The following is a 23,146-nucleotide window of genomic DNA, read 5'->3' on the forward strand; positions in this document are numbered from 1 at the left end:
AAGATAGTGAATAGATATCATCAGCACCAGTAACCATGGGCGAAGGAACTGGCAGAGCTTTGGATGTATTTGCCAAAGGATAAGGTCGCTGTAAGGGAGGCGTTAGAGTATTTTTAGGGATAGAAGCAGGAGAAATTAGAGGCTCTTCGGTAATTGTTATGCAATGGACGGGGGTTATAAGGGATGGAACACTTATATAGAAAGGCATTTAGCGATTTTTGTCAATTGTTTTGATCTAGAGCGAACTAATCAATTAAGTCTCTTACCAGATAAGGATTTAGCCGATTTATGACCCCCTATCGAACCATACCAAGTAACGAAGAACCAAATTAGAGAAGTAGAAGAAACCGACGGCGAGGTAGAAATTGTAGCAGTAGTTGGCAGTTCAGCAGGCTGTTTAAACCCTAAATAAATTGATACACCCATTACAACAATTATAGGAATAATAAAATATCGAAAAGCTAAAATAAAAGATTTCGGTTCTTCCGAACTTACACTGTAGAAAATTCCCCAAGCTCCCTCTCTGTCCAGCAATGCTCTAAAGTTGATAAATATCAATCTAACAAAAACTCAAAGCCTTGCTGTACAAGCTTTACAAGCATAAGTTGTTAATAGTTTTGCATGACAGATTCGGTAGAGCCAAGATTTCATATTAGTTGTAGTAGATGAAAAATTACACTAGAGCTAGTCAGAGCTATAGCGGTGTGCAGTCGTATGAGGTACAGTGTCACGAGCTATAAACCATGCTAGGCAAGGCTTGGTCTGTATCTCACTCAAGCGCTTACCGCTATAATTAAAATGACCATACATAAAAATCTATACAAATGTATGGATATTCTCAATTTTAATTAAAATGACCATACATAAAAATCTATACAAATGTGCGGAATATCGATTGACAAAAAAAGTTTTTATCGGTACTGTGGATGTACAAGGGTGAACGACTAAAGGAGAACCTCACCTTTGTAACCTCTAAATCAGTTTTTTATGTCAAGCTATTTTGAAAGCCTTGCTAGAAAACAGCTTTAAGGATAAGTATAGTTACTCATTTGCATAAATGAGATGCTCCCACGACTAAAGATATAGCACTTCTCGCTAGAATGAGGCGCAGGCATAGAGCCTAAACTCTTTGTTGGCAAGACTTGTAAACACCCCAGTCACATGAAAAGCACTATAAGCTCAAACGTCTGTATTGTTCCCCGACAACTTAACCAATACGATAGCTGTAGCTTTAGGGAGCGTTGCTGAATCAAGGTATGAATGACAACCTTGCACCCATCCAAAAGTTAGTTTGGGTCTAGGTTTTAAAAATCCCACAAGAGAAGATTCATATCTCAAATCAGTAACGCCGAACATCGGTAATTTTAACCTCGATAGAAAACCACAAGAGTGATTATGTTTACCCTAGACAAACCCCCAGTAAGACCCTATCCAGAAAAATGTCGCTTACCGTTTATTTTGTATCCTCCCGCTATGTGGGAAAATTCTTTAGGTAGTCAATTCGCTTCCTCCTATTTACAACTAGATCGATCCGCGGGAGATTACGTTGTTTATCTATCGATTCCATTTTGTCGGGTACGATGCAAAGCTTGTCCTTACTTTGTACAAATTTTAAGCGAAATTGATTCTGCTGATTACGAAACTCACTACGTCGATGCTCTGATAAAAGATATTCAACGTTGGGGTAGTTATCCGAGATGGCGGGATGGCTCTTTGAAAGCGATTTATATCGGTGGCGGTACGGGATCGATTCTTAAAACCCATAACCTAAAAAGGCTAGTAGATGCCTTATTCGAGAGTTTTCCGATATCCTCCCGCTATTCTTTAACGCTAGAAGGGAACGCTCGGGACTTTACACCGGACAAAATAGACTATGTCGTGAACTCTCCAATTAATCGAGTGAGTTTAGGAGTACAGTCTTTCGATGAAAAAGTGTTAAAAATTGTCGGCTCCCCTCATGCTGCCGAAGCGAGTTTAATCACCATTAAATCGCTACAAGAACGGGGATTTAATAATATCCAGATGGATATGATGTACAATATGCCTGGCCATACTCTAGATGTGTGGAAGAAAGATCTTCACATCTTAGAAAGCTTGAACATCAAGCATTTTACTATCTATCTCTATCGGATTCACGAGGGAACTCCTCAAGATAATTTAATCAAGAAAGGAGAAGTTCCACCAGTTTTAGACCCCGATTCTGAATACGTTGTTAGCATGTATCGAGAAGCGGTTAATTATGCGGAAAGATTGGGCTATAAGATGTATATGTTCGATCATTTCGCTCAAGAGGGATACGATAACCCGTATAACCTGTATACTTTTAAAGAAGCGCGAGACGCTTTGGGTATCGGGGCGGGAGCGTATAGTTTCATTAATAGTTATCGCACGGGAAGCGAGAAAAATGTAGATAAATACATCGAGATGGTTAATCGTGGCGAACACCTGATCACGTCAGTTTCTAACCAGATGTCTCCCCGTGTTCGCCAAGAACGTTACGTCATTTTCGCCTTCCAATATTTCGAGGTAGAATTTTCCGCCTACCGTCAACAGTTCGGTAGTGAATTAATAGATGATTTCGGTGATATTATCGATCGCTTAGTCCGAAAAGGTTTAGTAGCGATTCAGTCCGACCGGATCGTAATGACAAAACTGGGTAAAGAATGGCGTATGAACGTGTTGTTAGAGTTTGTCAATCCTGATTTTTGGGGCGATGTGGGAGCGATCAAACAGCCTAACTGGGCGATGAATGTTCCGATGGTCGATCTAGTTGCCAATAAACGAGAACGCTGGTTAGGCGATATCGCTTAATCACGCGTGCTAACCGCGTATTTCCAAACTGTTTTTTAGAGGAACTGCCTTTTCTCCATTATCCATTTATTTTGTTGTCACCTTTAGGAGATATTCGTGATGAAAGATATTCTGTCTATCCTGGCCGATATGGGCATTGAAATCGATTTGTTAGAACCCGATTCTGTACTTGGCGATAACCTCGGTATGGATTCTCAAGAAATCGTAGAATTGCACTGTAATATCGAAGACTTTTTTGGTATCGATTTACCGATGAATTCGATCAACAAAAATCATTCTTTGAAGGATTTAAATCAATTAGTGCAACAATCTGTAGGAGTTGCCGTATGAGTACCGAAAAAGGCTTTCAATACTATTGTGAAACCGATGCGATCATTCATTGTGACGATCGAGCCGCTTATCAAGCGTTATTCAAACTCGAGGACTGGACAAAATTCCTTCCCCATATTCAAGCCATAAACGTTCTATACGATGATGGACGCTATCAAGAATTCACAATGACCGTAGTTTCGGAAAAAGATGCGGGAACTCTGACTGTGCGATCAGTGCGTTTATGCGATAGGGACAAAGGTACGATCAGCTTTTTTCAACCGGAACCACCAAAATTTTTGACCCATCATGCTGGAGGTTGGCAATTTATTCCCATCGACGATCAAACCTGTCAGGTGATTACTTTCCATAATTGGAATCTTCAAGAGGAAAAGGCGGCGGCGATGTTTTCAGAAGGTGATTACGAACAACGAGTGGCCGATCTATTACTCAAGCACGCGAAATTCGCCCTCGGCAATTGGAAACGTGTTTTGGAAAATCCATCGATCATAGTGGAGAGTGTAGCATGATTAGCGAAAGTGTAACGGTTCATCGATCGCTCGCGGCTGTTTTTAATGCCTTCGCCGACCTAGAGAATTGGAAGCGGGTTCTTCCCGATGTTTTAGGAGTGGACATTCTCTACGACGATGGTTGCCATCAAGAATTTCTGATGACCGTCGAGCGTCCCAAAGGAGCGGAAATGATCCGAGGTATCCGGTTCTGCCAACCGAACGATCACATCGAATTGTTTCAACCGGTTCCTCCTCCCGGTTTCCAATCGATGACTGGTCGTTGGACATTTCAAGAACAACAGGACAAGGTAACGGTAACGGCCGAGCGCTGGTTTACCCTAGCCCCGAACAACGATTTGAACGACGAAGAAATGGGGGAAAAATTACGGTGCTACCTGCGGCACAATCTGGGACTTTTTCAAGCCAGTTTGGAGCGGGGAGCATGAAGTTCCTAACGGTAAAAACAACGGTTTCTGCTTCTGTCGATCAGGTATCGCAAGATCTTTGGCAATTCGAGAAGTTGCAGAGTCTTTGGAATCCGATTACCCAATATCAAATTACCTACGATGACGGTTTTCACCAAGAATGTCGGATGTGGGTAGATTGGCAGGGAGAGCGAGTGCCTTTACGGGCGATCCGCTGGCGAAAGGGAGAGGATATTTGGTTTTTTAATCCAGAACCACCACCAATGATGAGTTTTCATCGCGGGATATGGCGAATACGCCGGCTCGATGCCGATCTCTGCCAGATTATCGCTTACCGAGAGTACAATATCTCTCCCTTTCTCCAAAACGATGAGACCGATGAAAAAATCAGAGAACAGCGATTTCATAAAGCTTTTAAAGAGCGGTTGGAAACGTTGACAAAATACTTACAACGCCATTACGCGAATCTTTCTTCTGTAGAGATATAGTTATGTCCTCTCGATCTTATGACGCAATCATCATCGGTGCCGGACCAGCGGGGGCGACCGCCGCTAATCTGTTATCCCGACAAGGTTTAACGGTTCTGATGCTCGATCGGGGTCAACACCCGACCCCGCAAATTCCCCAAACCTACTGCGGTTGGTCTGACGATTTACTCCAGCGTTTGGGGGTCGATGGAAACGTGAAAACCGCTCTAGAACCCCCGAAACCGGTTCGATTCGTCGCCTGTCAAGGTGATTTCGACTTTTCCGTGGAAATCCAACCCTGTCGCCATCTAAGGGACGAACGCGGGCTAACCCTAAATCGAACGGTCTTTGATCGGCTTTTGGTGGAAGAAGCGGTGCGACAGGGGGTAACCTACCTGCCGCGAACCCTTGTCACGGAAATTATCCAAAGTGATAAGCGGGTTACCGGGGTGATCTGCGAGAACGCGGGGAACACCTGGGACTATCTAGCCGATTCGATTGTCGATGCCAGCGGGAAATTCTCCCTGCTTCCTAACATCCTAACTTTAAAAACGGTGGGCGAGCCTCTGGACGAGCGAATAGCGGTTTTCTCTCATTTTGTCCATCCCGATTTCGCCGCTTTACTTCCCGATGGTGGCATGACGGTGGTGACCCTCGAAGGGGGTTATCTTCTAATCGCGCCCTTAAGTGATGATCGCTTTAGCGTGATTGCGGTGTTAGCCCGCTCTGCGCCGATCGCCGAAGGGAAAAACCCGTCAGAATGCTTCCATCGGGCGATCGCTGTTTGGTTGCCCCTCGCGGAAGCAGTCGCAAAAGCACAGCGGACGCTTCCAGTGATCCCAGTGATCGATCAACCTTGGCAATGTCGTAGCCTTAGCGGGCCTGGATACCTGATCACTGGGGAAGCGGCGGTTTTCGGGGATCCTTTCTTCTCGACCGGGGTTGCCTTCGCCCTTGACAGTGGAGAATTAGCGGCGCGAGCGATTCAAGAAATCGCGGCGGGGAGAGATCGGAACGAGGTGGCGATCACCTACGATCAACTGGTGCGGGAGTCGATCGACCGTCATCAGGATACGGGTCGGGTTTGGTTGGATAGTCTGCCCCTGCGCCAGTTAACCATGGCTTGCGCAGATCCCCATCTTCCTTGGGGAGTTCCCTTGGCGGTGTTACATCTGTTCGGTGGCGCCGATCCGCTCGATCGACCGACTCTCGCCATGACGCGGGCGCGTCAACAGTACGCCTCGGTAATAGGATAATCATCCCTCTATCTGGCCCCGTTGCTAATTGGCGAGAATCCGCGGCACTTCCTAGATAGTTTCTCCCCATCGGATCGGTGCCGCTATATCCACAAACGGTTTTCCGAAAAGTTGATAGTGCCGATCCCTCGGAATCTAAGAAAATTTCCATTTATTCAACCCGCCGAGATATGTCTCAACTCTCCTACCCTTTACCCCGAGAAACTTTTCAATTTCTGCAAGCGTTGACGCGAAACAACGATAGGGAATGGTTTAACGCGGAACGTCAGGTTTATCAAAACCAAGTCGTTACCCCGATCCGTCGGTTGATCGATCGTCTCCGGCCAGTTCTGCAAAGATTAGAGCCGAAATTGGATGTTTCCTATCGGGTAAATACGACCGTGATGCGTATCAATCGCGACCGACGTTTTCATCCAGAAGCGGCTCCCTACCGTACTTACATTAAAGTATCTTTTCCGATTCAGGGACGAAAATGGTCGGACGATCCCGTTTTAGGGTTCGGGGTATTTCCAGAGTATTTTTACGTGGCTTTCCGGAATGCTGGACAGAAACGGCGTAGTTTTATTCAACGCTACAGCCAAAACCTGAAGGCACATCGAGAGATAGTCGAACGTTGGTTGGTCGATTGTCAAGTCCCAAAAACCCTCCAGTTTCTCGGTGGCGAACACGACGATATCGCTGTCATTTCCAACTGTAGTTCTCGATGGGAAGATTGGTCAACACTCTCGGAACCAACAGTCGGCTATATCTGGTCGGGAAGCCCGATCGAGAGGATAGAGGCGATCCCTTTTGAGGAAGTGGTTGATCGCTTGATCCGTCTCTATTTTCTAAAATTACTCGCTCTTAGCGACGATGTCGCCACGGACTCGCTCACCTATTTTTCCAGAGTAAGGGAATTATGCGTCTAATCGATCTGAGTTTAACCCTAGAAGCCACCCCGAGCGAACCGGTTCCCGTCGAGATCGAGTACATCGATCACGCGCGGGGGGCAGATATTCTCGGTCAACCCATCGGCATCGATCGGAACGCTTTTCCCGAAAAGATGGGACTGTCTCTGGAATACGTGCGTTGTACTACCCATTCGGGAACTCATATCGACGCTCCCCATCATTACGGGGTTCTCTGCGAGGGAAAACCCGCTAAAACGATCGATGAATTGCCTTTAGATTGGTTTTTCCATCCCGGAGTCCGGCTAGATTGTCGTCGGGACTCCGTCGATCAATCCGTCGGGGTGAGCGAGATTCAGGAACAGTTACGGGAAATTAACTATCGGCTAAAACCCTTCGATATCGTGCTTCTGTATACTGGGGCCGAAGAAAAATGGGGCGAGCCCGAATATTTCACCCACTTTCGCGGGGTCAGCCGAGAGGCGACCGCTTGGTTAATTGAGCAGGGTATTAAGGTAATCGGTGTTGACAGTTTTGGATTCGATCCTCCCTTCGGACAAATGCTCGATCGATACCGGCAACAGAAACGACAGGACGTTCTCTGGCCTGCCCATTTTTACGGTCGTCAACGGGAGTATTGCCAGATCGAGCGCTTGACTAATCTCGCGAAAATTCCGGTTTCCACCGGTTTTACCGTCGCCTGTTTTCCTATCAAAGTTCGGGGTTGTGGTGCCGGTTGGAGTCGGGTGGTGGCGATCGTTCCCGAATCTAGCGACTAGCGGAAGACAGGAGTGAAAAGAAATAGAACTACCGAAGTTCTATCACTCGCCACTTCTTTTTTATTAACGAAAACTCGTACCTTCGATTTTGTAGTACCTAGGGGTTCGATCATGGACTTTATTTTCTATAACCGATCAGTCAACATTCAGTCGTCAATAGAAGAGGTAAAAACCTTTGTCAATCACGTTCCAAATTTATTAAAATGGACGCAATTTTTTCTCGCTATTGAGGAGGTTAAAGAGGAACGTTACACTGTACAAACTAAGTTCGGTCAGGCGACCACTTGGATTGAATTGATTCAAACACTCTCCGGTTACCAATTGAATCTGCATTCTCTGTTCGGAACTCGCTTAGAATCGGCATTAATTCATTTAGAGACTAACGAGCTAGAAACGCGATTGACTTTTGAAATTCATTTACCGACTCAATGGACGGAAGAGCAAACGAACTCACAATTACAACAATTGCAGGGAGAACTATTCAAACTCAAGGCGTTAATCGAGATCGAGTCGGGTTTATCTTCGGTCAAGTCCGAACTCGAACGCCAAGAACGGTCAATCCGTTCTCGGGAAAATTTTTACGGACTATTAATTGCGTGAGGAAATCAATCCCATGAATAAAAGAAGAGTCGTGATCACCGGTATGGGAACGATCAATCCCAACGGTAAAACAGTAGCGGAATTCTGGAGTAATTGCTGTAAAGGTCGATCGGGGGTGCGATCGATTACCGCCTTTCCCATTAGTGAGGAATACTCCCGAATCGCCGGGATCGTTGATGATTTCGAGCCTTGGCAAACCCTGCCCGCGCTCTCCCCGACGCTTGATCGCTCCACCCAATTCGCCCTCGTGGCCGCGCGGGAAGCCTTGAATCAAGCGAATCTAGAAGAATTGCCGCGTCCGGAAAGAGCGGGAGTCTTTATTTCGACGGCGATCGCCCAGATCGCCAGCATGGAAAGAGCTTTTCGTCAGCAAAGTCAAGAAGGGCAGTACCGTTTGGAGGGCGTGCCGCTTCTCGACACCAGTTTAATAGATGCTTTTGATTTTAACAGTACGGCGAAGATTTTGGCGCGACAATACAACTGTCGGGGAGGGTACACTACCATTACCACTGGTTGTACCGGAGGATTAGACGCTATCGGTTACGCGATAGCCGCGATCCGATCTGGCGCAGTAGATATGGCCTTAACTGGTTCAACGGAAGCACCGATCACCCCCTTAACAGTGGCGGCTTTCGGAAAAATCGGCGCCACATCGAAAAGTAACCGTCCACCAAGTGAGGTGAGTCGGCCCTTTGAGCGGGAGCGGGACGGGTTTGTCTTGGCGGAAGGTTGCGGCATTTTAGTCATCGAGGAACTGAATCACGCCCTAGGGAGAGGAGCGATGATTTTAGGGGAATTAATGGGTTTCGGCAGTGTTAATAATTGCTATCACATGACCGATATTCCCAAAGACGGCAAACGCATCGCCGATTCGGTTTTTCTCGCTCTCAAAGATGCTACCTTAACTCCCGATGCCATCGATTCGATCAACGCACACGGTTCCTCGACCCCGCAGAACGATGTGGCGGAAACGAACGCCTATTATCGAGTTTTCGGCGATCGGGCCGCGACGATTCCCGTTACCTCGAATAAATCCCAGATCGGTCATCCTCTGTCCGCCTCGAACAGCATCGAAGTAATCGCCTCGGTGCAGTCCCTACGATTGGGAATTATCCCGCCAACTATCAACTTAGTTGAAAAAGATACCGATTGTCCTCTAAATGTGGTAGACAATGAAGCTCGCTACCAACCGACCCGTTGCTTGCTGAAAACCAGCAGTGGTTTTTCGGGAATTCATTCTAGCGTCATCATTCACGCTTTTACGGAACAGATATGAATAAGCACCGCTATGTAATTTCGGGTTTGGGATTGGCGATTCCCGCCGGGGTCGATCTCGACACGATCTGGCGAACTCTAGCCGAGGGTCAACCTCTCTTTCAACCCCACGAGGAGTTTTCTCGAATTCTAGTGGCCAGTATTGGGGAGGAACAGTTAGATCACGGATTAAATCAGCGTCAGTTAAAAAAACTCGATCGCTTTACCGTATTATCAGCCGTGGCCACGAAAGCTGCACTAGAAGATTCTTCATTCCCGCTTGTCAAAGAAAACCAGGATAGCTTGGGGATTCTCTTGGGCAATTGTACGGGGGGATGGTCTTATGTGGAACCGATGATGTATCCTCTCTATACCGAGGGAATGCAAGCGATTAACCCCTACGTTGCCACTGCGTGGTTTCCCGCCGCGCCGCAAGGAGAATTATCGATCTATCACGGAATCGGCGGCTATAGTAAAACCCTCGCTGGGGATCGACTAAGCGCGGGGTTAGCCCTCGAACAATCACTCTGGTTACTGGAATCGGAAGTAGCGGGAGCGTTTCTCGTCGGTGGGGCGGAATCTCCCTTGAGTTCTCTGGTAATTAATGCTTTTCTGTCCGAGGAGGAACTTTCCACTCGACAGCAGTATCAGCCGTTTACCGATCAGGCCGATGGCCATCTGTTAGGGGAGGGCGCGGGAATCGTTCTGGTGGAGAATTACGAGCGAGCGCAACAACGGGAGGCGAATCTATACGCCGAAGTAGTCGGAATCGGGCGGGCAATGTCCTTAGAAACGGCAATCAAACGTTGTTTAGAAACCGCGAATTTAAGTGCTGATCGGATCGATTACGTGTTGCTAGACGGAGCGGGAAATCTCACCGCCGATCAGGAAGAGTATCGTTGTCTCGGTGCGGTTTTCGGCGACAATTCTCGCATCTTATTGAGTGCCCCGAAATCACTCTACGGCAATTTACTCGGTGCAAACATGGCGGTAGATATCGCATTGGCTTGTCTCAGTTTTCAAAAGCAGACGGTATTACCCACCTATAGCCTGACAGGAATTGTATTGCCACCCCCCTGCGGTTGTCATGTAGTGGGAAAAGCCATATCTCACCCTCTGGAGTATATCCTCATCAACGGTCGCGATCGCGAGGGGCAAAGCTTAGCTATTGTACTGAAACGGCTCTAGTTTTTCGGGCGTATTTTATGAACAAACTCATCCTGTATCATTTTCCAAAATCTTCCTGTAGTCGCAAAGTGACTTTCGTTCTCCATTACAAAGGGATTTCCTATCAAGAAGCGATTGTCAATTTGGAACGGGGAGAACAGAAACAACCTGATTTTCTCCGACTCAACCCCTTCGGCCAAGTGCCAGTCTTAGATTACAACGGGAAAATTATTTACGATTCGGCGGTAATCAATGAATTTTTGGAAGAAACGTTTCCAGAACGATCCCTATTACCCACTGACCTGGTCGCGCGAGCCAACGTACGCCTGAGCACCCTCTACGCCGACCAAGTTTTTTACCCGAAAATTTCCGCCATTCTCAAAGAATTTCGTCAACGATCGGGTCGCTCGATTATCGAGAAACTCTCGAGCAATTTTCAAGAGACGGCTTTGGCCTTTTTGGAATCGCAGTTACAGGAACAAGCCGATCCCTTTCTATTCGGTTTATTAACGCTTGCCGACATTGCTTACGCGCCAGGATTAGAGACATTAATTCAAGTCAGTAATTTATCGTTAACTCCGTTTCCCGCGACCCGTCGTTGGTTGGATTCTCTAGGCGATGTCCCAGCATTTCGGTCTAGTTCACCCCTGACTACTGTTTAGTTTTTTTGATTACCGAGGAAATCATCATGAGTGCTATCAATGTTTTTATCTGGACTCCGATATTCGGTCTGCCGTCTTCTTCTCCTTTTTGTCTCAAGGTTCTAGCCGCTTTACGTTATAAAGGCATCGAGCATCAGGTCACCGTACTTGATCGGTCTCCGAGTTGGGTTCAACGAGGAAAATTACCGGTCATTAAAATTAATGACACGATCATCGAGGATTCTACAAATATTCTCAAGCGATTGGATGAAATTTATCCCCACACATCTTCTTTGTACCCCTTAGATCCAGGTGAACGCGCGGAAACTCTTTTACTAGAGGATTGGAGTGATGAATCTCTCTATTGGTTTTTAGTTTATTCTCGTTGGGCGATCAACGAACATTTTGAGCCATTTAAAGCGGAGGCTTTTCAAGGGCTACCGTACCCATTGCGCAGGATCATCCCGCCCTTAATCCGTCAGACAATGATTAAACGCTTACAAGCTCAGGGGATCGCTAAACTACCTCATAAAGAAAGAATCAAACGCTTTCAAGAGGCTTGCTGGTGCCTAGAACAGCGGCTACAAAATCGTGATTATTTAATTAACGATCGCCTCACCGCTGCAGATCTGGCGATTTATTCTCAACTACAAATTATTGCCAGATCACGATTTAAAGATCTTTTCCCCGCTTTGAAAAAACAGGGCTTGCTAATGGCTTGGTTAACTCGGGTTGAAAGTTGCCTAGAAACTACGAAACAATTAAGGTTCGCTACCGAAATTATTGCTAAATGATTGTAGTAAAGACAGCAGAATTTTCAATAATTTAACGAAAATTCTGCTGTCTTAAACATCCGATTAATTTTTTACAAGGAGAATCGCGATCATGGGATATCTTAATGGAGGTCAATGGCGAATAGAAAGCGTTATACCGACGCGGGATCAACGCTATGTACGTAGTCCGACGACTTTTCGACACAAAATAACGGCAGACGGTTCTTCGGGTTATTTAGCCGAGTCCGGACGGTATCATCTCTATGTTTCTCCCTCTTGTCCTTGGGCGCATCGTGTTTTACTAGCGCTTCGATTACAGGGATTAGAAGAATCGATCTCGATGTCGATGGCCGATCCATTGGTCGGGGAACAGGGTTGGACATTTCCCCAAAATTCACTCGACGATCTTTATTTATGGCAGGTTTACACGCGAGCCGTGCCGAACTATACGGGAAGGGCTACCGTCCCCGTTTTATGGGATAAAAAACGCCAGACAATTGTAAATAACGAGTCACGAGAAATCCTTCGGATGCTTGATCGAGAATTTATCTCGCTTGCGCGATCGCCACGGTCATATTGCCCGTCAGAAAAGGAATATCTGATCGATCAAAGGATCGATGAAATTCATCTGGTCAATAACGGGGTTTATCGGGTGGGATTCGCGGCTACACAGGCGGCGCGAGAGGAGGCTTTGAAGGAGTTGTTTACGGCTCTCGATCGGTGGGAGGCATTTCTATCCGTTCAGCGTTTTCTGTGCGGTGACGAGATTACAGAGGCGGATTGGTGTTTATTCGTGACGTTGATCCGATTTGATTGCGCCTATTACGGGGCATTTGGCTGTAATCTTCGCCGGCTAACAGAATATCCGCATCTTCAGAGTTATTTATGGGAGTTATACGCGGTAGCGGGAGTAGCGGAAACTTGTAATTTTCTAGCGATCTGTCGCCATTACTATCTATCGTATCCTTCACGTCTTCAGAATCAGGAAATGTTTTCCAAAATTACACAAGAGAGATAACTTTATTTGAAAACTAAGGTTCTTTCACCTCTACGGGAAGACAAAGCGTTTCTCTCTTGCGTAATAGCCTAAAAGATGATCGATCACTCCGAGTGATTTCCTCATGATCAATAAATCTTCGATACTCACGGAGTAAACTCGAGATCATTACTACTCACACGAAAAGAAATTTCTTATTTTTGGAGTTTTTCTATGAAATGTAAACAAAGCACAGCTTTAGTTTTTATCTTTCTAGCAATTTTTATCGATTTTATGAGTGGGAGTATGATTATTCCTATTCTTCCTTATATTATTGAGCACTACCGAAGTGACGCTTTAACGGTGGGTTTACTGGAAGCCAGTTTTTTTCTCGCTATTTTTATCGCCAGTCCGCTTTTAGGTTCTTTATCGGATCGATTCGGCCGTCGTCCAGTTTTATTGTGGAGTACCTTCGGGACAGCTATCGGCTGTACAATTTTCGGTTTGGCAAATAGTTTAGTTTGGTTGTTTGTCGGACGGATTCTCGACGGGATTACTGGGGGATTTCTTTCCACGGCTCAAGCGTATATTGCCGATATCTCGAAACGTGAAGATCGGGCGAAAAACTTCGGACTTCTCGGCGCAGCTTTCGGTTTGGGGTTTATTCTCGGTCCAGTGGTTGGAGGTCTGTTAGTGCAAGTTAACCTCAACTTACCGATCTTAACCGCCGCTACTTTAGCATTGTTCAATACGATTTTTGGCTTTTTTGCACTTCCCGAATCCCTATCGGTGGAAAACCGACGATCGTTTAAGGTCGCCGATTTAAATCCGTTTAGCCAAGTGTTTGACTTAATCAGCCACGCTTTGATTGGTTATCTTGTTATCGCCTTTTTAATCTTTAACCTTTCCTTTGCCGGTTTCCAAACGAATATCGCTGTTTTAACGCGTGATCGATTCCATTGGACTCCAGGAGATAACGCCATACTTTTCGCTTACATCGGCTTAGTTTCATCGATCGTTCAAGGGGGATTACTACGGATTATATTAAATCGGTTCAGCGAGAAACAAGTAGCGATTACAGGTTTAGCGTTTGCGGGTATCGCTCTCGTTTGGATCGCGATGGGAGTACGGGAAGTCGGTTTTTATTTTGCCGTGGGAGTTTTCGCGTCTGGTGTCGGTTTATGTATGCCAACTTTGCGGGGTTTAATTTCATCGGGAGCTTCGGAGCAGGAACAAGGAAAAGTTATGGGAGCAACACAAGCTTTAGTAAGTATTACGATGATTTTTGGACCGCTTTGGGCGGGGTTTAGTTTCGATCACTTCGGTTTTGCTACTCCCTACTGGACTGGTGCTATTTTGGTATTTATCGCATGGCGAGTGATGAATTTTTCGGTTAAAAGATCGGTACATTCTTCCGTTTTTAACTCTTCGAAAATCGTTGTTGAAAATTTAGAAAAGTAAATCGATGAATCCTTCCTCTATCAAAATCGCTCTTCGTCTCTATCTTGGCTTTCTCGTTAATTTATTCGTTTATGTTTTTCTAGTAGGAACTTCTATGATCGTCGCTTGGAATTTTTACAAGTTATTGCGACAAACGAACGCTAAACCTATCGCAATGGCAACGAATTCCGATGTAAAAATTACTCCGAAAAAAGTAGCGGCTTTAGGACGTTTGGAACCTCAAGGAAAAATGCTCGAATTGGCCGCTTCTCCCATCGGGGGAACCCGTATTGCCCGCTTATTAGTTCAAGAGGGTGATACGGTGAAAAAGGGACAGATACTCGCAGTTCTCGATGGTCAAATCACATTACTCGCGCAAATCGAACAAGCGAAGAATCAAGTGGCGGTAGCACGTTCTCAATTGGCACAGGTAGAAGCGGGAGCAAAAGTGGGACAAATTCAAGCCCAACGAGAAAATATCGCTAGTTTGGAGGCGAATCTCAACGGTCAGGTGATCACGCAAACGGCGACGATTAATCGTCTGAAAACAGAATTGCAAAACGCGATCGATGAATATAACCGTTACGATCTCTTGCATAGTGAAGGAGCGATATCCGCTTCCGAGTACGATAGTAAACGCTTGCAGAAAGAAACTTTAGCTTGGCAAGTTAAAGAGGCAGAGTTTAATTTATCTCAAATTAAAAATACTCTGCAAAAACAGATCGAACAGGCTAAAGCAACTCTCGCTCAAATTAAAGAAGTAAGACCAGTGGATGTGGCGGTCGCGCGAGCTAATGTCGATACGGCAATAACAGCTTTAAAGAAATCTCAATCGGACTTAAAGTTTAGTTATATTTCCTCTCCTATTGACGGGCAAATTATTAAGATTAATATTCGTGAAGGAGAATCGATCAACAAAAATAATAGTAGCATTTTTAAATTAGCACGTACACAACAGATGGTGGCGATCGCCGAAGTGTACGAGACAGATATCGATCAGGTTCGTTTAGGGCAACGAGCGATATTAACGAGTAAAGCGTTTCCTGAAATTTTACACGGTACAGTAGAGCAGATCGGTCTAGAAATTGGGAAACAAGATGTGCTCAGTTCTGACCCAGTGGCAAGTGTAGATGCGAGGGTTTCTGAAGTAAAAATTCGTCTAGATACCATGGATAGCGAACGGGTAAAATCTCTGACAAATTTACAGCTACAAATCAAAATTATGTTGTAAAAATTCGTTTAGGAGTTGTTTGAACTGGTAATAAGACAAAATCCACGAGTAAAACCCTCTTTAAGGAGTAGAATGAAAAATGTTTAGAAAAGCTCGCTCATACTCTATAGTGCGCCTAATTGATTTATGAACGGGTAGGCTCTACAAATCAAGTGTAGCACGACGGCAAACGGAGAGTTTTTACATTTCATTTAGGTGCGCTATATCCGTCAAAGAAAAACTGAAAATATGTTATTAGTTAAACCCTGTCAAAATAGAATCTCGTCACTGATATCCGCTGCGGCTAATAGCTGAGAAACGAACAATTAAACAAGGGGTTCTTATAGTCGGTCATAAATATATAGCGTTTCCTAAGCTAGTGAGGTATACCTATTTTTCTTCCCTTTTGCCTCTTGCCCTTTGCCTAAAGCCCATAACTTTTGTAGCTCAGCAGACTGAAAAACGCTATAATTACACTGAAGATATTGTAAGGAACTACAACCAGTGATAAGAATCGACAACCGTCAATCAATGAAGAGACAAAACAATCCGTCTTTCAAACGGCTTCTCATACCAAATCCTGTTATAATAAAACGATTAAATACGAGGATATAAAATGCCTAAGAAAGCTTACTTAGCCGAATATCTAAGTTCAGAGGAACTGAAAGATAGATATAGAAGCAGTCAAGACTCAGTGGAAACAAGAAGATGGCACTTATTGTGGAAAATATCGTTAGGATGGACAATCAAAAATGCGGCAGTAGCTGTGGGGTTAGATTATCAATATAGTTTTAGAATTATTAAAAGATCTAATGAATTAGAAAAAAAAGGAGTTAAAAATCTCAAGAAAAAAAGTGCGGAACATTGGAGAGGAAAAGAACCTTTATTAAAGGAAGAACAATTTCAAAAATTAAAAGAAGAACTTAAAGAACGTCCTGCGGATGGAGGAATCTGGACAAGTCCGAAGGTAGTCCGATGGATAAAAAAGGAAACGGGACGAGAAAAAGTTTGGAATCAAAGGGGATGGGATTACTTAAAAAAGTCGAGATATTCTTGTCAAAAACCCAGTCCAAAACTTAAAAAGGGAGACCCAGTTGAACAAGAAAAATTTAAGCAAAATTTACCAGTAAAAGTTCAAGAATTAAGAGATAAATTTCCCAGTTCTCAAGTAGAAGTCTGGTTCTTTGACGAACATCGAGTGGGCTTAAAACCAATCATTAAAAAAGTCTGGGTTCCCATAGGAGAAAGGCCTTCTGCCCTGGTGCATCATCGTTATGAATGGTTATATGTTTACGGGTTTGTTGAGCTAAAAACAGGAAAAACACTCTGGTATTTAATCCCAATAGTTAATGATCAATGGTTAAGTTTAGTCTATCAATCTTTGGCAAAATATGTCGGGTTATCGGCAGAAAAAATTGTTTTATTAGTACAAGATAATGCTGGGTGGCATAGAAGTGAAAAACTTGAAATTCCTGATGGAATCATGCTCGATTTTCTACCGGCTTATTCACCAGAACTACAGCCAGCCGAGAGATTGTGGTCTCTAGTAGATGAACCTCTGGTTAATGCGTATTTTGAAACAATTGAAGAACTAGAAGAAATTCTGATAACTCGTTGTCAGTATCTCGAAACAATGACTAATGAAATTAAAAACTTGACTAACTATCATTGGCTAACTTATGACTGATTGTTGTCATCTTTTCGAAATAGGATTTATAGTCATTTCAATTAAGATTGAGAATATCAATCCGAGATTTCATAAGGGTTTTGTCGGCCTAGACCGTATCAGACTTATCTGAAATGACTATAGTATAAAAACTTGGAGCTAGTATAGCAATGAATAAAATGCCCCTGTCTTGGTTACAACTCACCCACAATAAATTAAAATTCTTAGTAGCTTTATCAGGAATTAGTTTTGCGGTTCTATTAATGTTTATGCAACTAGGGTTTCGTAGTGCTCTTTTTGAAAGTGCCGCCCGTCTCCATCAGGTTATTCAAGGGGATATTGTTTTGGTGAGCCCTCAATATGTTTCTTTGGTATCTTTTCGCCCTTTTGCAGAACGAAGACTCTATCAAGCGAGTCAATTAGATGAAGTGAAATCGATCTCTCCCATTTATTTAGATGCTGCTCAGTTTACCAATCCTAAAAATCATTTAAAATATGTAATTTTAACAGTTGGTATTGATCCGACCTCCTGTTCCTTATTGTTACCGGAAGTTTGTCGTAATATATCCGATTTGAAGTCTGAAGACACGGTTTTTTTTGATGGTCTATCTCGTCCAGAATACGGTATTGTTGCCGATAGATTTAATGATCGGTATCCTATAAAAACTGATTTGGGAGCGTCTGGAGGCGGGCCATCTCGGAGAGTAACGATCACTCGTCTTTTTCAATTAGGCCCGTCTTTTAGTTATAACGGTCATTTAATTACTAGCGATCTTAATTTTCTAAGAATTTTTAGCACCCGTTCTCAAAAAGGGTTAATTTCTATCGGTGTAATTCAATTAAAATCGAAAGCTAATGTGCAAAAAGTTATTCAAAAAATTAAGGCTTTAGTTCCCCATGAAGATATATTAATTTTATCAAAACAAGAATTTATCGATCTCGAAAAAAATCACTGGGCTAATAATACTCCGATCGGCTTTATTTTTGGATTAGGCGCTCTACTTAGTTTTGTCGTCGGTACGATTATTGTCTATCAAGTTTTGTATACAGATGTTTCCGATCATTTAGCCGAGTACGCAACGTTAAAAGCGATGGGCTACCGAAATTTATATTTACTCAAATTAGTATTTCAATCTTCAATTACTCTAGCGATTTTAGGTTATATCCCCGGTTTGGTCATCTCTTGGGGTTTATATGACTTAGCTGCGGGAGCGACAAAGCTACCAATTTATATGAATGAAACTCGTATTCTTTTCCTTTTCTGTTTGACAATTATAATGTGTTGTCTTTCTGGAGCGATTGCTGTTAATAAGCTACGTTACTGTGATCCTTCCGATATTTTTTAGGGAGTCTACTAGTCATGTCCAATCCACCAATTATTGTCGCCAATCAACTACAACATTTTTTTGGGAAGGGTTCTCTCAAAAAACAAGTTCTTTTCAATATTAATTTAGAAGTTGAGCAAAGTGAGATTGTCATTATGAACGGTCCTTCCGGATCGGGAAAAACTACTTTACTTTCCTTGATCGGAGGATTACGCTCTGTTCAACTTGGTAGTTTGAAGATATTAGGACGGGAATTGAATCGAGCCGAGCCGAATCATTTAATCGCTCATCGTCGAAAATTGGGCTATATTTTTCAAGAACATAATTTATTACAATGTTTGACCGCACTACAAAATGTGGTCATGTCTCTTGAACTTCAGGGCTATTATTCCCAAAGAGAAGCTTATCAAAAAGCTAAGATCATGCTTTCGGAAGTGGGTTTAGGAAAAAAAATTCATTATTATCCAGAGGGTTTATCCGGAGGAGAAAAGCAAAGGGTTGCTGTAGCGCGTGCTTTAGTCAATCATCCACAACTTATTTTAGCCGATGAACCAACAGCTTCTCTAGATAGTAAATCTGGTCGTGATGTGGTTAGTTTATTACAACGTTTAGCGACAGAGCAAAAATGTACGATACTATTAGTAACACATGATAATAGAATTTTTGATATTGCTGATCGACTAATTTATATGGAAGATGGATTATTACAAGCGTAAGTCAAGACAACAAAATCTGGTTCTTCGGTTTGTCTTATGCAACGGACAGGATTATAAAAGATGAAACTCTTATAGAGAAAGGCATTTAGCGATTTTTATCAAGTATTTTATCTAGAGCTAACTGGTTCTTCGTTACTTGGTATGGTTCGATAGGGGGTCATAAATCGACTAAATCCTTATCTGGTAAGAGACTTAATTGATTAGTTCGCTCTAGATCAAAACAATTGACAAAAATCGCTAAATGCCTTTCTATATAAGGGTTCCATCCCTTATAACCCCCGTCCATTGCATAACAATTACCGAAGAGCCAGCTAACTAACCTGACAGGGGGACAAGCGAGCTAGAAAATTTGCTAACAAAGGCTTCTGGCTTCTCTCACTAGAAATATATCTAGCGATTCTAGGCAAAAAGCTAACGAAAGAATTAGGGATAGGAGCGAGCTTACTATAGCGGTGTGCAGTCGTATGAGGTACAGTGTCACAATCTATAAACCATGCTAGGCAAAGCTTGGTTTGTATCTCACTCAAGCGCTTACCGCTATATATCATTTTTCAAAAGTAATGACAGACTTAGTTGATCATTTCAAAGCGCAATCCCTCTCGGAGAAAGGAATTGCACTTTCAGATGTTAGTCACGACTATTGAAAATTGGTATTAATTTTTTCCAGTACCTAAACCTCATCCCCTTATAAATAGGCAATAATGCGATTTTTTAGGTCTTTGTAGCTTTTTGGATGTTTTTGCATAATTGCATTTTAGGGTGTCCTGATAGTTATAAATTATTGATTTTTTTTACTGCCATAAGATGTATTTAAAGGACATTGATTAGGTTTCTCTTCACCTTCACATATTCCTGAATCTTTAAGAAAACTATCGCTATACTTAGCTAATTTCCAATTTTTTGTTTTCTTAAGTTGTTCTAATGTTAAACCTTTAGCATCTGTTAAATTTGCTTCGCTTATATCTGCATTGGTCAGATCTGCATTGGTCAAATCTGCATTTGTTAGATCTGTTTGAATAAGTTTAGAGTCTGTAAGTTTGGCATAGCTGAGATTTGCCTCAGCAAAAATGACATAATTTAAATTAGCATTCCCAAAGTTAGCCCCTATCAATTTGGAATTCTTCAAATTAGAATACTGCAAATCTACTTTTTCTAAGTTTATTTTAGGTAAAGCAGCACCATCGAGTTCAAGATTGTATAATAAAATTTTGTTTCTATTCAAAAATTCAAGATTTCCCTGCCTTCCAAGATTTCCTTTTTGCCCTTTATATTTAGCTAAATTATCCCAAGCTTCTTTTATAGTTTTTTCTTCTGCAATTCTATTGCCTTGAACTAATTCAGTAACCCAATTATATACAGGAATAATGGCAACTAAGAATCCAGATATTATTACTAAATAATTAAAAATAGGTGTACTTTGTCTATTCAGTAGATACAAAAATCTAGAGCCAGAATGATCCATTGAATGTTTACTAAAGTAATAGTCATAAAAAATAGATTTGATTTCGTTTAATGAAGTATTTTTTTCTTTTGCTAAAGTCAATAATTGATAGTCTAATACAGATTTCCATCCTTTTTTCCTATTTCTTCTTATTGAATATAAATCTCTAAAATCATTTATAGCGGGTTTCAGTTGAATGAGGTACAGCATGGATGACTAGGTAGGCTCTTTAAAAGGGGTATCGCAATAGCAACAATGGGTAAACCAGTGATGGATGTCTCGCAATGTAATCTGACTAAAGGCTTGAATGATCGCTTTTTCTAGATCAGCATAGGTACGAGGTGACATAGAACGAATCAGTATTTTCACTTTCGACCAACAGTTTTCAATGGGAGAAAAATCGGGAGAATAGGGAGGTAAAAACTCCAGTCTAGCACCGACTTCTTGAAGAATTGGTTCGAGGGTTTCTTTTTGATGAATCGAAGCATTATCCATTAATACACAAGCTCCTTTCCACAAGTTTGGGACTAATAATGTAGCAATAAATGCTTCAAATATTAAACCATTTGCGGCTCCAAATACATTGATAAAAGTCAGCAAGCCTTTGAGCGCTATCGCTCCAATTATCGTGACGTTTTTTCCTCGGTTTAACGGAACTGAATCATACACTCTCTGACCTTTTTCAGCCCTGCCATAAAGTCTTGTCATCCCTAGATTAGAGCCAGACTCGTCAACGAAAACCAAATCTTCCGCTCTAACATCTCGGATTTTCTCCCAATATTCTTCTCTTAATTTTTGCACTCTTTCCGTGTCTCTTTCCCTAGCGTGTAAGCTTTTTTTTTTGAGTTAAATTTAGCCGTTTTAAAATTCTACTGATTGTTGAGTTACTCACCACCGTCTGTGTTTTTTCCTCAATTTGTTTTCTTAACTCGTCTAAGGTGGCATCTTTCTTTTCTTGGACTAAATCGCCCAGCAAGATAATTTCGTCGCTCTTAAGCTTGAGTTTTTGTCCTCCACCATGCGGTCGGGGATTTAGATTTCCTGTTTCACGCCACTGCTTGATTAGTTTCTGGATAAAGCTTAAAGCTACTCTAAATCTTTTGGCTAACTCACGTTGTGAGAGGTTATTCTCCTCGTAGGTCTCGATGATCTTTTGTCGCAAGTCTAAAGAATAGGGCTTCATCGGGTCGTGGCTCCTGCCTAGGTCTATAATTTATTGTTCTCTTCTATTGTACCTCATGCAAGTGCATACCGCTATAAATGTTTGTACAAGAGAAGCCATAGATCGATATTTAGTTATTCAAAAAAAAGAACAGGAAGCTTTTAACCAAGAACAAGATAATAAAAAAAGTAATGATGCTTCTGGGATGATCAGAGAGTGGGAAGCAAATTTTTCATCGACAAAAATTATGGAAGAAATCAAGTCCATCATTAATAATTCTTCTCTTTGTTTAAAGAAAACTGCTACCGATATTGATGGAAAATTTAATTTTGTTTTAACCTCTAGCCAATTGCGGGAAGGCTATGCCTATTTGTGGAGTAATTATTATGAGCGTGAGTATAAGTGGAAATCTGATTTAACTGGTCATGTTAATACAGGTCGAAGCTATCATCACTGGATATTGAAAATACCAAGCGATAATAGTAAAGTACATTTGGATATGAACGGTTCTAATTCTTTACGTTTTATAGATGATACAGGTAAGGGCTTGATTAAAACTAGACCTGAATTGTAACCAAATAATCGCATATTGAGATTATACTTGGCCAATTCAAGTCTGAATTGCATCACTGTCTGATCTACCTTTATAGAATACCTCATTCGGGGTACGATAGTCAAGACATTTTCGAGGACGATTGTTAATCAAGTTTACGGCTCTTTCCACCTCCTCTGGCTTAACGATTTTAAAATTCGTTCCCTTGGGGAAAAATTGTCTTAACAGTCCATTGGTATGCTCGTTTAATCCCCTCTCCCACGAATGATAAGGAGTAGCAAAATAAAAATCTGCTCCTAGTTTCTGACTCAACTCTTGATGTCCACAAAATTCTTTAACCTTGTCACAAGTAAAGGTTTTTCTTTTGTCAGGGTGAATCTCTTGGAAAAGTTTTTCTGTGACTCTATTGATTTCCGATGCGGTTTTGTTTTTGGCTAATCCTGCTACTAAAAATTTCGAGGCCTTGTCCATATATGTAACGAGAACTCCTAGATGATTGCCTCCAATCATTGTGTCACTTTCCCAATGACCGATTTCGGTTTTCTGGTCAGCAATTGCTGGTTTCTCGCTGATATCTACACGCCATGGAATCCCTCCACGCTTACTTTTTGCTCCATTTCGACTCTTTATTTTTCCGGCTCTACCGAACCTGTCATGCAAAACTATCAACAACTCATGCTTGTAAAGCTTGTACAATAGGGCTTTGAGTTTTTGTTAGATTGATATTTATCAACTTTAGAGCATTGCTGGACAGAGAGGGAGCTTGGGGAATTTTC

The 23,146-nt window shown here is 42.6% G+C and carries 23 protein-coding genes and 2 pseudogenes; 20 read left to right on the forward strand and 5 right to left on the reverse strand.

All coding sequences use genetic code 11. The features are described 5' to 3' along the window. A pseudogene (locus IM462_RS21245) lies at positions 1 to 208 on the reverse strand (M15 family metallopeptidase); the annotation flags it as partial. A 1,187-nt stretch (positions 209 to 1,395) separates the two neighbouring features. On the opposite strand from IM462_RS21245, the gene IM462_RS12680 reads away from it, so the two are divergent. The 19 genes from IM462_RS12680 to IM462_RS12770 all read left to right on the forward strand — a co-directional run bounded on the left by IM462_RS12680 (position 1,396) and on the right by IM462_RS12770 (position 19,214). Further along, positions 1,396 to 2,811, forward strand: coding sequence for a coproporphyrinogen-III oxidase family protein (locus IM462_RS12680; protein WP_287702508.1), 1,416 nt, complete (start codon positions 1,396 to 1,398; stop codon positions 2,809 to 2,811). A gap of 99 nt (positions 2,812 to 2,910) precedes the next feature. Then, positions 2,911 to 3,141: an acyl carrier protein gene (locus IM462_RS12685; protein ID WP_287660121.1), complete on the forward strand. Its 231-nt coding sequence runs from the start codon at positions 2,911 to 2,913 to the stop codon at positions 3,139 to 3,141. Further along, positions 3,138 to 3,650 (forward strand): SRPBCC family protein, encoded by a 513-nt coding sequence (locus tag IM462_RS12690; RefSeq protein WP_287702506.1) that lies wholly within the window; start codon positions 3,138 to 3,140, stop codon positions 3,648 to 3,650. Before IM462_RS12685 ends, IM462_RS12690 begins: the two co-directional genes overlap by 4 nt. Continuing rightward, positions 3,647 to 4,078: an SRPBCC family protein gene (locus IM462_RS12695; RefSeq protein ID WP_287660119.1), complete on the forward strand. Its 432-nt coding sequence runs from the start codon at positions 3,647 to 3,649 to the stop codon at positions 4,076 to 4,078. The genes IM462_RS12690 and IM462_RS12695 overlap by 4 nt, the downstream gene beginning before the upstream one ends. After that, on the forward strand, positions 4,075 to 4,545 hold the full coding sequence (locus IM462_RS12700) for a hypothetical protein (protein ID WP_287660118.1): 471 nt from the start codon (positions 4,075 to 4,077) through the stop codon (positions 4,543 to 4,545). Before IM462_RS12695 ends, IM462_RS12700 begins: the two co-directional genes overlap by 4 nt. A gap of 2 nt (positions 4,546 to 4,547) precedes the next feature. Beyond that, the gene (locus IM462_RS12705; protein WP_287702504.1) at positions 4,548 to 5,780 is read left to right on the forward strand and encodes an NAD(P)/FAD-dependent oxidoreductase; all 1,233 of its coding nucleotides are present in this window, start codon (positions 4,548 to 4,550) and stop codon (positions 5,778 to 5,780) included. 170 nt (positions 5,781 to 5,950) lie between these two features. Continuing rightward, the gene (locus tag IM462_RS12710) at positions 5,951 to 6,688 is read left to right on the forward strand and encodes a DUF2461 family protein (RefSeq protein ID WP_287702502.1); all 738 of its coding nucleotides are present in this window, start codon (positions 5,951 to 5,953) and stop codon (positions 6,686 to 6,688) included. Then, positions 6,679 to 7,446, forward strand: a complete 768-nt coding sequence (locus tag IM462_RS12715) for a cyclase family protein (protein ID WP_287660115.1) — start codon at positions 6,679 to 6,681, stop codon at positions 7,444 to 7,446. The genes IM462_RS12710 and IM462_RS12715 overlap by 10 nt, the downstream gene beginning before the upstream one ends. A gap of 12 nt (positions 7,447 to 7,458) precedes the next feature. Continuing rightward, positions 7,459 to 8,046: a hypothetical protein gene (locus tag IM462_RS12720; RefSeq protein WP_287690504.1), complete on the forward strand. Its 588-nt coding sequence runs from the start codon at positions 7,459 to 7,461 to the stop codon at positions 8,044 to 8,046. Between the two features lie 13 nt (positions 8,047 to 8,059). Next, positions 8,060 to 9,322 (forward strand): beta-ketoacyl-[acyl-carrier-protein] synthase family protein, encoded by a 1,263-nt coding sequence (locus IM462_RS12725; RefSeq protein ID WP_287702500.1) that lies wholly within the window; start codon positions 8,060 to 8,062, stop codon positions 9,320 to 9,322. Then, the gene (locus tag IM462_RS12730; protein WP_287660112.1) at positions 9,319 to 10,488 is read left to right on the forward strand and encodes a beta-ketoacyl-[acyl-carrier-protein] synthase family protein; all 1,170 of its coding nucleotides are present in this window, start codon (positions 9,319 to 9,321) and stop codon (positions 10,486 to 10,488) included. Before IM462_RS12725 ends, IM462_RS12730 begins: the two co-directional genes overlap by 4 nt. Before the next feature lie 17 nt (positions 10,489 to 10,505). After that, complete coding sequence (locus IM462_RS12735; RefSeq protein ID WP_287660111.1) at positions 10,506 to 11,129, forward strand: glutathione S-transferase family protein; 624 nt, start codon at positions 10,506 to 10,508, stop codon at positions 11,127 to 11,129. Between the two features lie 26 nt (positions 11,130 to 11,155). After that, a complete protein-coding gene (locus IM462_RS12740; protein WP_287660110.1) occupies positions 11,156 to 11,902 on the forward strand; it encodes a glutathione S-transferase family protein in 747 nt (248 codons plus the stop codon). Positions 11,903 to 11,993: 91 nt separating this feature from the next. Then, positions 11,994 to 12,899, forward strand: coding sequence for a glutathione S-transferase family protein (locus IM462_RS12745; protein ID WP_287660109.1), 906 nt, complete (start codon positions 11,994 to 11,996; stop codon positions 12,897 to 12,899). Positions 12,900 to 13,091: 192 nt separating this feature from the next. Continuing rightward, positions 13,092 to 14,318: an MFS transporter gene (locus IM462_RS12750; RefSeq protein WP_287660108.1), complete on the forward strand. Its 1,227-nt coding sequence runs from the start codon at positions 13,092 to 13,094 to the stop codon at positions 14,316 to 14,318. Positions 14,319 to 14,322: 4 nt separating this feature from the next. Next, positions 14,323 to 15,528, forward strand: coding sequence for an ABC exporter membrane fusion protein (locus IM462_RS12755; protein ID WP_287660107.1), 1,206 nt, complete (start codon positions 14,323 to 14,325; stop codon positions 15,526 to 15,528). Between the two features lie 595 nt (positions 15,529 to 16,123). Further along, positions 16,124 to 17,194 (forward strand): IS630 family transposase, encoded by a 1,071-nt coding sequence (locus IM462_RS12760; RefSeq protein ID WP_287702498.1) that lies wholly within the window; start codon positions 16,124 to 16,126, stop codon positions 17,192 to 17,194. Between the two features lie 149 nt (positions 17,195 to 17,343). After that, a complete protein-coding gene (gene devC, locus IM462_RS12765) occupies positions 17,344 to 18,519 on the forward strand; it encodes an ABC transporter permease DevC (protein WP_287658182.1) in 1,176 nt (391 codons plus the stop codon). Positions 18,520 to 18,533: 14 nt separating this feature from the next. Beyond that, positions 18,534 to 19,214 (forward strand): ATP-binding cassette domain-containing protein, encoded by a 681-nt coding sequence (locus IM462_RS12770; protein ID WP_287658183.1) that lies wholly within the window; start codon positions 18,534 to 18,536, stop codon positions 19,212 to 19,214. Between the two features lie 778 nt (positions 19,215 to 19,992). On the opposite strand, the gene IM462_RS12775 is transcribed toward IM462_RS12770, so the two are convergent. From IM462_RS12775 to IM462_RS12785, 3 genes are read right to left on the reverse strand one after another with little or no spacing between them, the layout of a single operon-like run. Further along, positions 19,993 to 20,865 (reverse strand): pentapeptide repeat-containing protein, encoded by an 873-nt coding sequence (locus IM462_RS12775; protein WP_287702496.1) that lies wholly within the window; start codon positions 20,863 to 20,865, stop codon positions 19,993 to 19,995. A 6-nt stretch (positions 20,866 to 20,871) separates the two neighbouring features. Beyond that, complete coding sequence (locus IM462_RS12780; RefSeq protein ID WP_287702494.1) at positions 20,872 to 21,456, reverse strand: IS630 family transposase; 585 nt, start codon at positions 21,454 to 21,456, stop codon at positions 20,872 to 20,874. A 19-nt stretch (positions 21,457 to 21,475) separates the two neighbouring features. Next, positions 21,476 to 21,838 (reverse strand): helix-turn-helix domain-containing protein, encoded by a 363-nt coding sequence (locus IM462_RS12785; protein ID WP_002759746.1) that lies wholly within the window; start codon positions 21,836 to 21,838, stop codon positions 21,476 to 21,478. 55 nt (positions 21,839 to 21,893) lie between these two features. Here IM462_RS12785 and IM462_RS12790 point away from each other — a divergent pair, with 55 nt between their 5' ends. Next, positions 21,894 to 22,391, forward strand: a complete 498-nt coding sequence (locus IM462_RS12790; protein ID WP_287702492.1) for a hypothetical protein — start codon at positions 21,894 to 21,896, stop codon at positions 22,389 to 22,391. A gap of 36 nt (positions 22,392 to 22,427) precedes the next feature. On the opposite strand, the pseudogene IM462_RS12795 reads toward IM462_RS12790, so the two are convergent. Further along, positions 22,428 to 22,997, reverse strand: a pseudogene (locus tag IM462_RS12795) (IS30 family transposase); the annotation flags it as partial. Between the last annotated feature and the right edge of the window lie 149 nt (positions 22,998 to 23,146).

Source organism: Microcystis sp. M144S2, assembly GCF_020246065.1.
GTDB lineage: Bacteria > Cyanobacteriota > Cyanobacteriia > Cyanobacteriales > Microcystaceae > Microcystis > Microcystis ichthyoblabe_A.

Bases quoted from the DNA above. Each gene is read 5' to 3' on its own strand.
- IM462_RS12790 (WP_287702492.1), top strand. From the start codon at position 21,894: ATGCAAGTGCATACCGCTATAAATGTTTGTACAAGAGAAGCCATAGAT.
- IM462_RS12705 (WP_287702504.1), top strand. From the start codon at position 4,548: ATGTCCTCTCGATCTTATGACGCAATCATCATCGGTGCCGGACCAGCG.
- IM462_RS12730 (WP_287660112.1), top strand. From the start codon at position 9,319: ATGAATAAGCACCGCTATGTAATTTCGGGTTTGGGATTGGCGATTCCC.
- IM462_RS12725 (WP_287702500.1), top strand. From the start codon at position 8,060: ATGAATAAAAGAAGAGTCGTGATCACCGGTATGGGAACGATCAATCCC.
- IM462_RS12750 (WP_287660108.1), top strand. From the start codon at position 13,092: ATGAAATGTAAACAAAGCACAGCTTTAGTTTTTATCTTTCTAGCAATT.
- devC (WP_287658182.1), top strand. From the start codon at position 17,344: ATGAATAAAATGCCCCTGTCTTGGTTACAACTCACCCACAATAAATTA.
- IM462_RS12700 (WP_287660118.1), top strand. From the start codon at position 4,075: ATGAAGTTCCTAACGGTAAAAACAACGGTTTCTGCTTCTGTCGATCAG.
- IM462_RS12680 (WP_287702508.1), top strand. From the start codon at position 1,396: ATGTTTACCCTAGACAAACCCCCAGTAAGACCCTATCCAGAAAAATGT.
- IM462_RS12775 (WP_287702496.1), bottom strand. From the start codon at position 20,865: ATGCTGTACCTCATTCAACTGAAACCCGCTATAAATGATTTTAGAGAT.
- IM462_RS12740 (WP_287660110.1), top strand. From the start codon at position 11,156: ATGAGTGCTATCAATGTTTTTATCTGGACTCCGATATTCGGTCTGCCG.
- IM462_RS12745 (WP_287660109.1), top strand. From the start codon at position 11,994: ATGGGATATCTTAATGGAGGTCAATGGCGAATAGAAAGCGTTATACCG.
- IM462_RS12785 (WP_002759746.1), bottom strand. From the start codon at position 21,838: ATGAAGCCCTATTCTTTAGACTTGCGACAAAAGATCATCGAGACCTAC.
- IM462_RS12755 (WP_287660107.1), top strand. From the start codon at position 14,323: ATGAATCCTTCCTCTATCAAAATCGCTCTTCGTCTCTATCTTGGCTTT.
- IM462_RS12760 (WP_287702498.1), top strand. From the start codon at position 16,124: ATGCCTAAGAAAGCTTACTTAGCCGAATATCTAAGTTCAGAGGAACTG.
- IM462_RS12695 (WP_287660119.1), top strand. From the start codon at position 3,647: ATGATTAGCGAAAGTGTAACGGTTCATCGATCGCTCGCGGCTGTTTTT.
- IM462_RS12710 (WP_287702502.1), top strand. From the start codon at position 5,951: ATGTCTCAACTCTCCTACCCTTTACCCCGAGAAACTTTTCAATTTCTG.
- IM462_RS12690 (WP_287702506.1), top strand. From the start codon at position 3,138: ATGAGTACCGAAAAAGGCTTTCAATACTATTGTGAAACCGATGCGATC.
- IM462_RS12685 (WP_287660121.1), top strand. From the start codon at position 2,911: ATGAAAGATATTCTGTCTATCCTGGCCGATATGGGCATTGAAATCGAT.
- IM462_RS12715 (WP_287660115.1), top strand. From the start codon at position 6,679: ATGCGTCTAATCGATCTGAGTTTAACCCTAGAAGCCACCCCGAGCGAA.
- IM462_RS12770 (WP_287658183.1), top strand. From the start codon at position 18,534: ATGTCCAATCCACCAATTATTGTCGCCAATCAACTACAACATTTTTTT.
- IM462_RS12735 (WP_287660111.1), top strand. From the start codon at position 10,506: ATGAACAAACTCATCCTGTATCATTTTCCAAAATCTTCCTGTAGTCGC.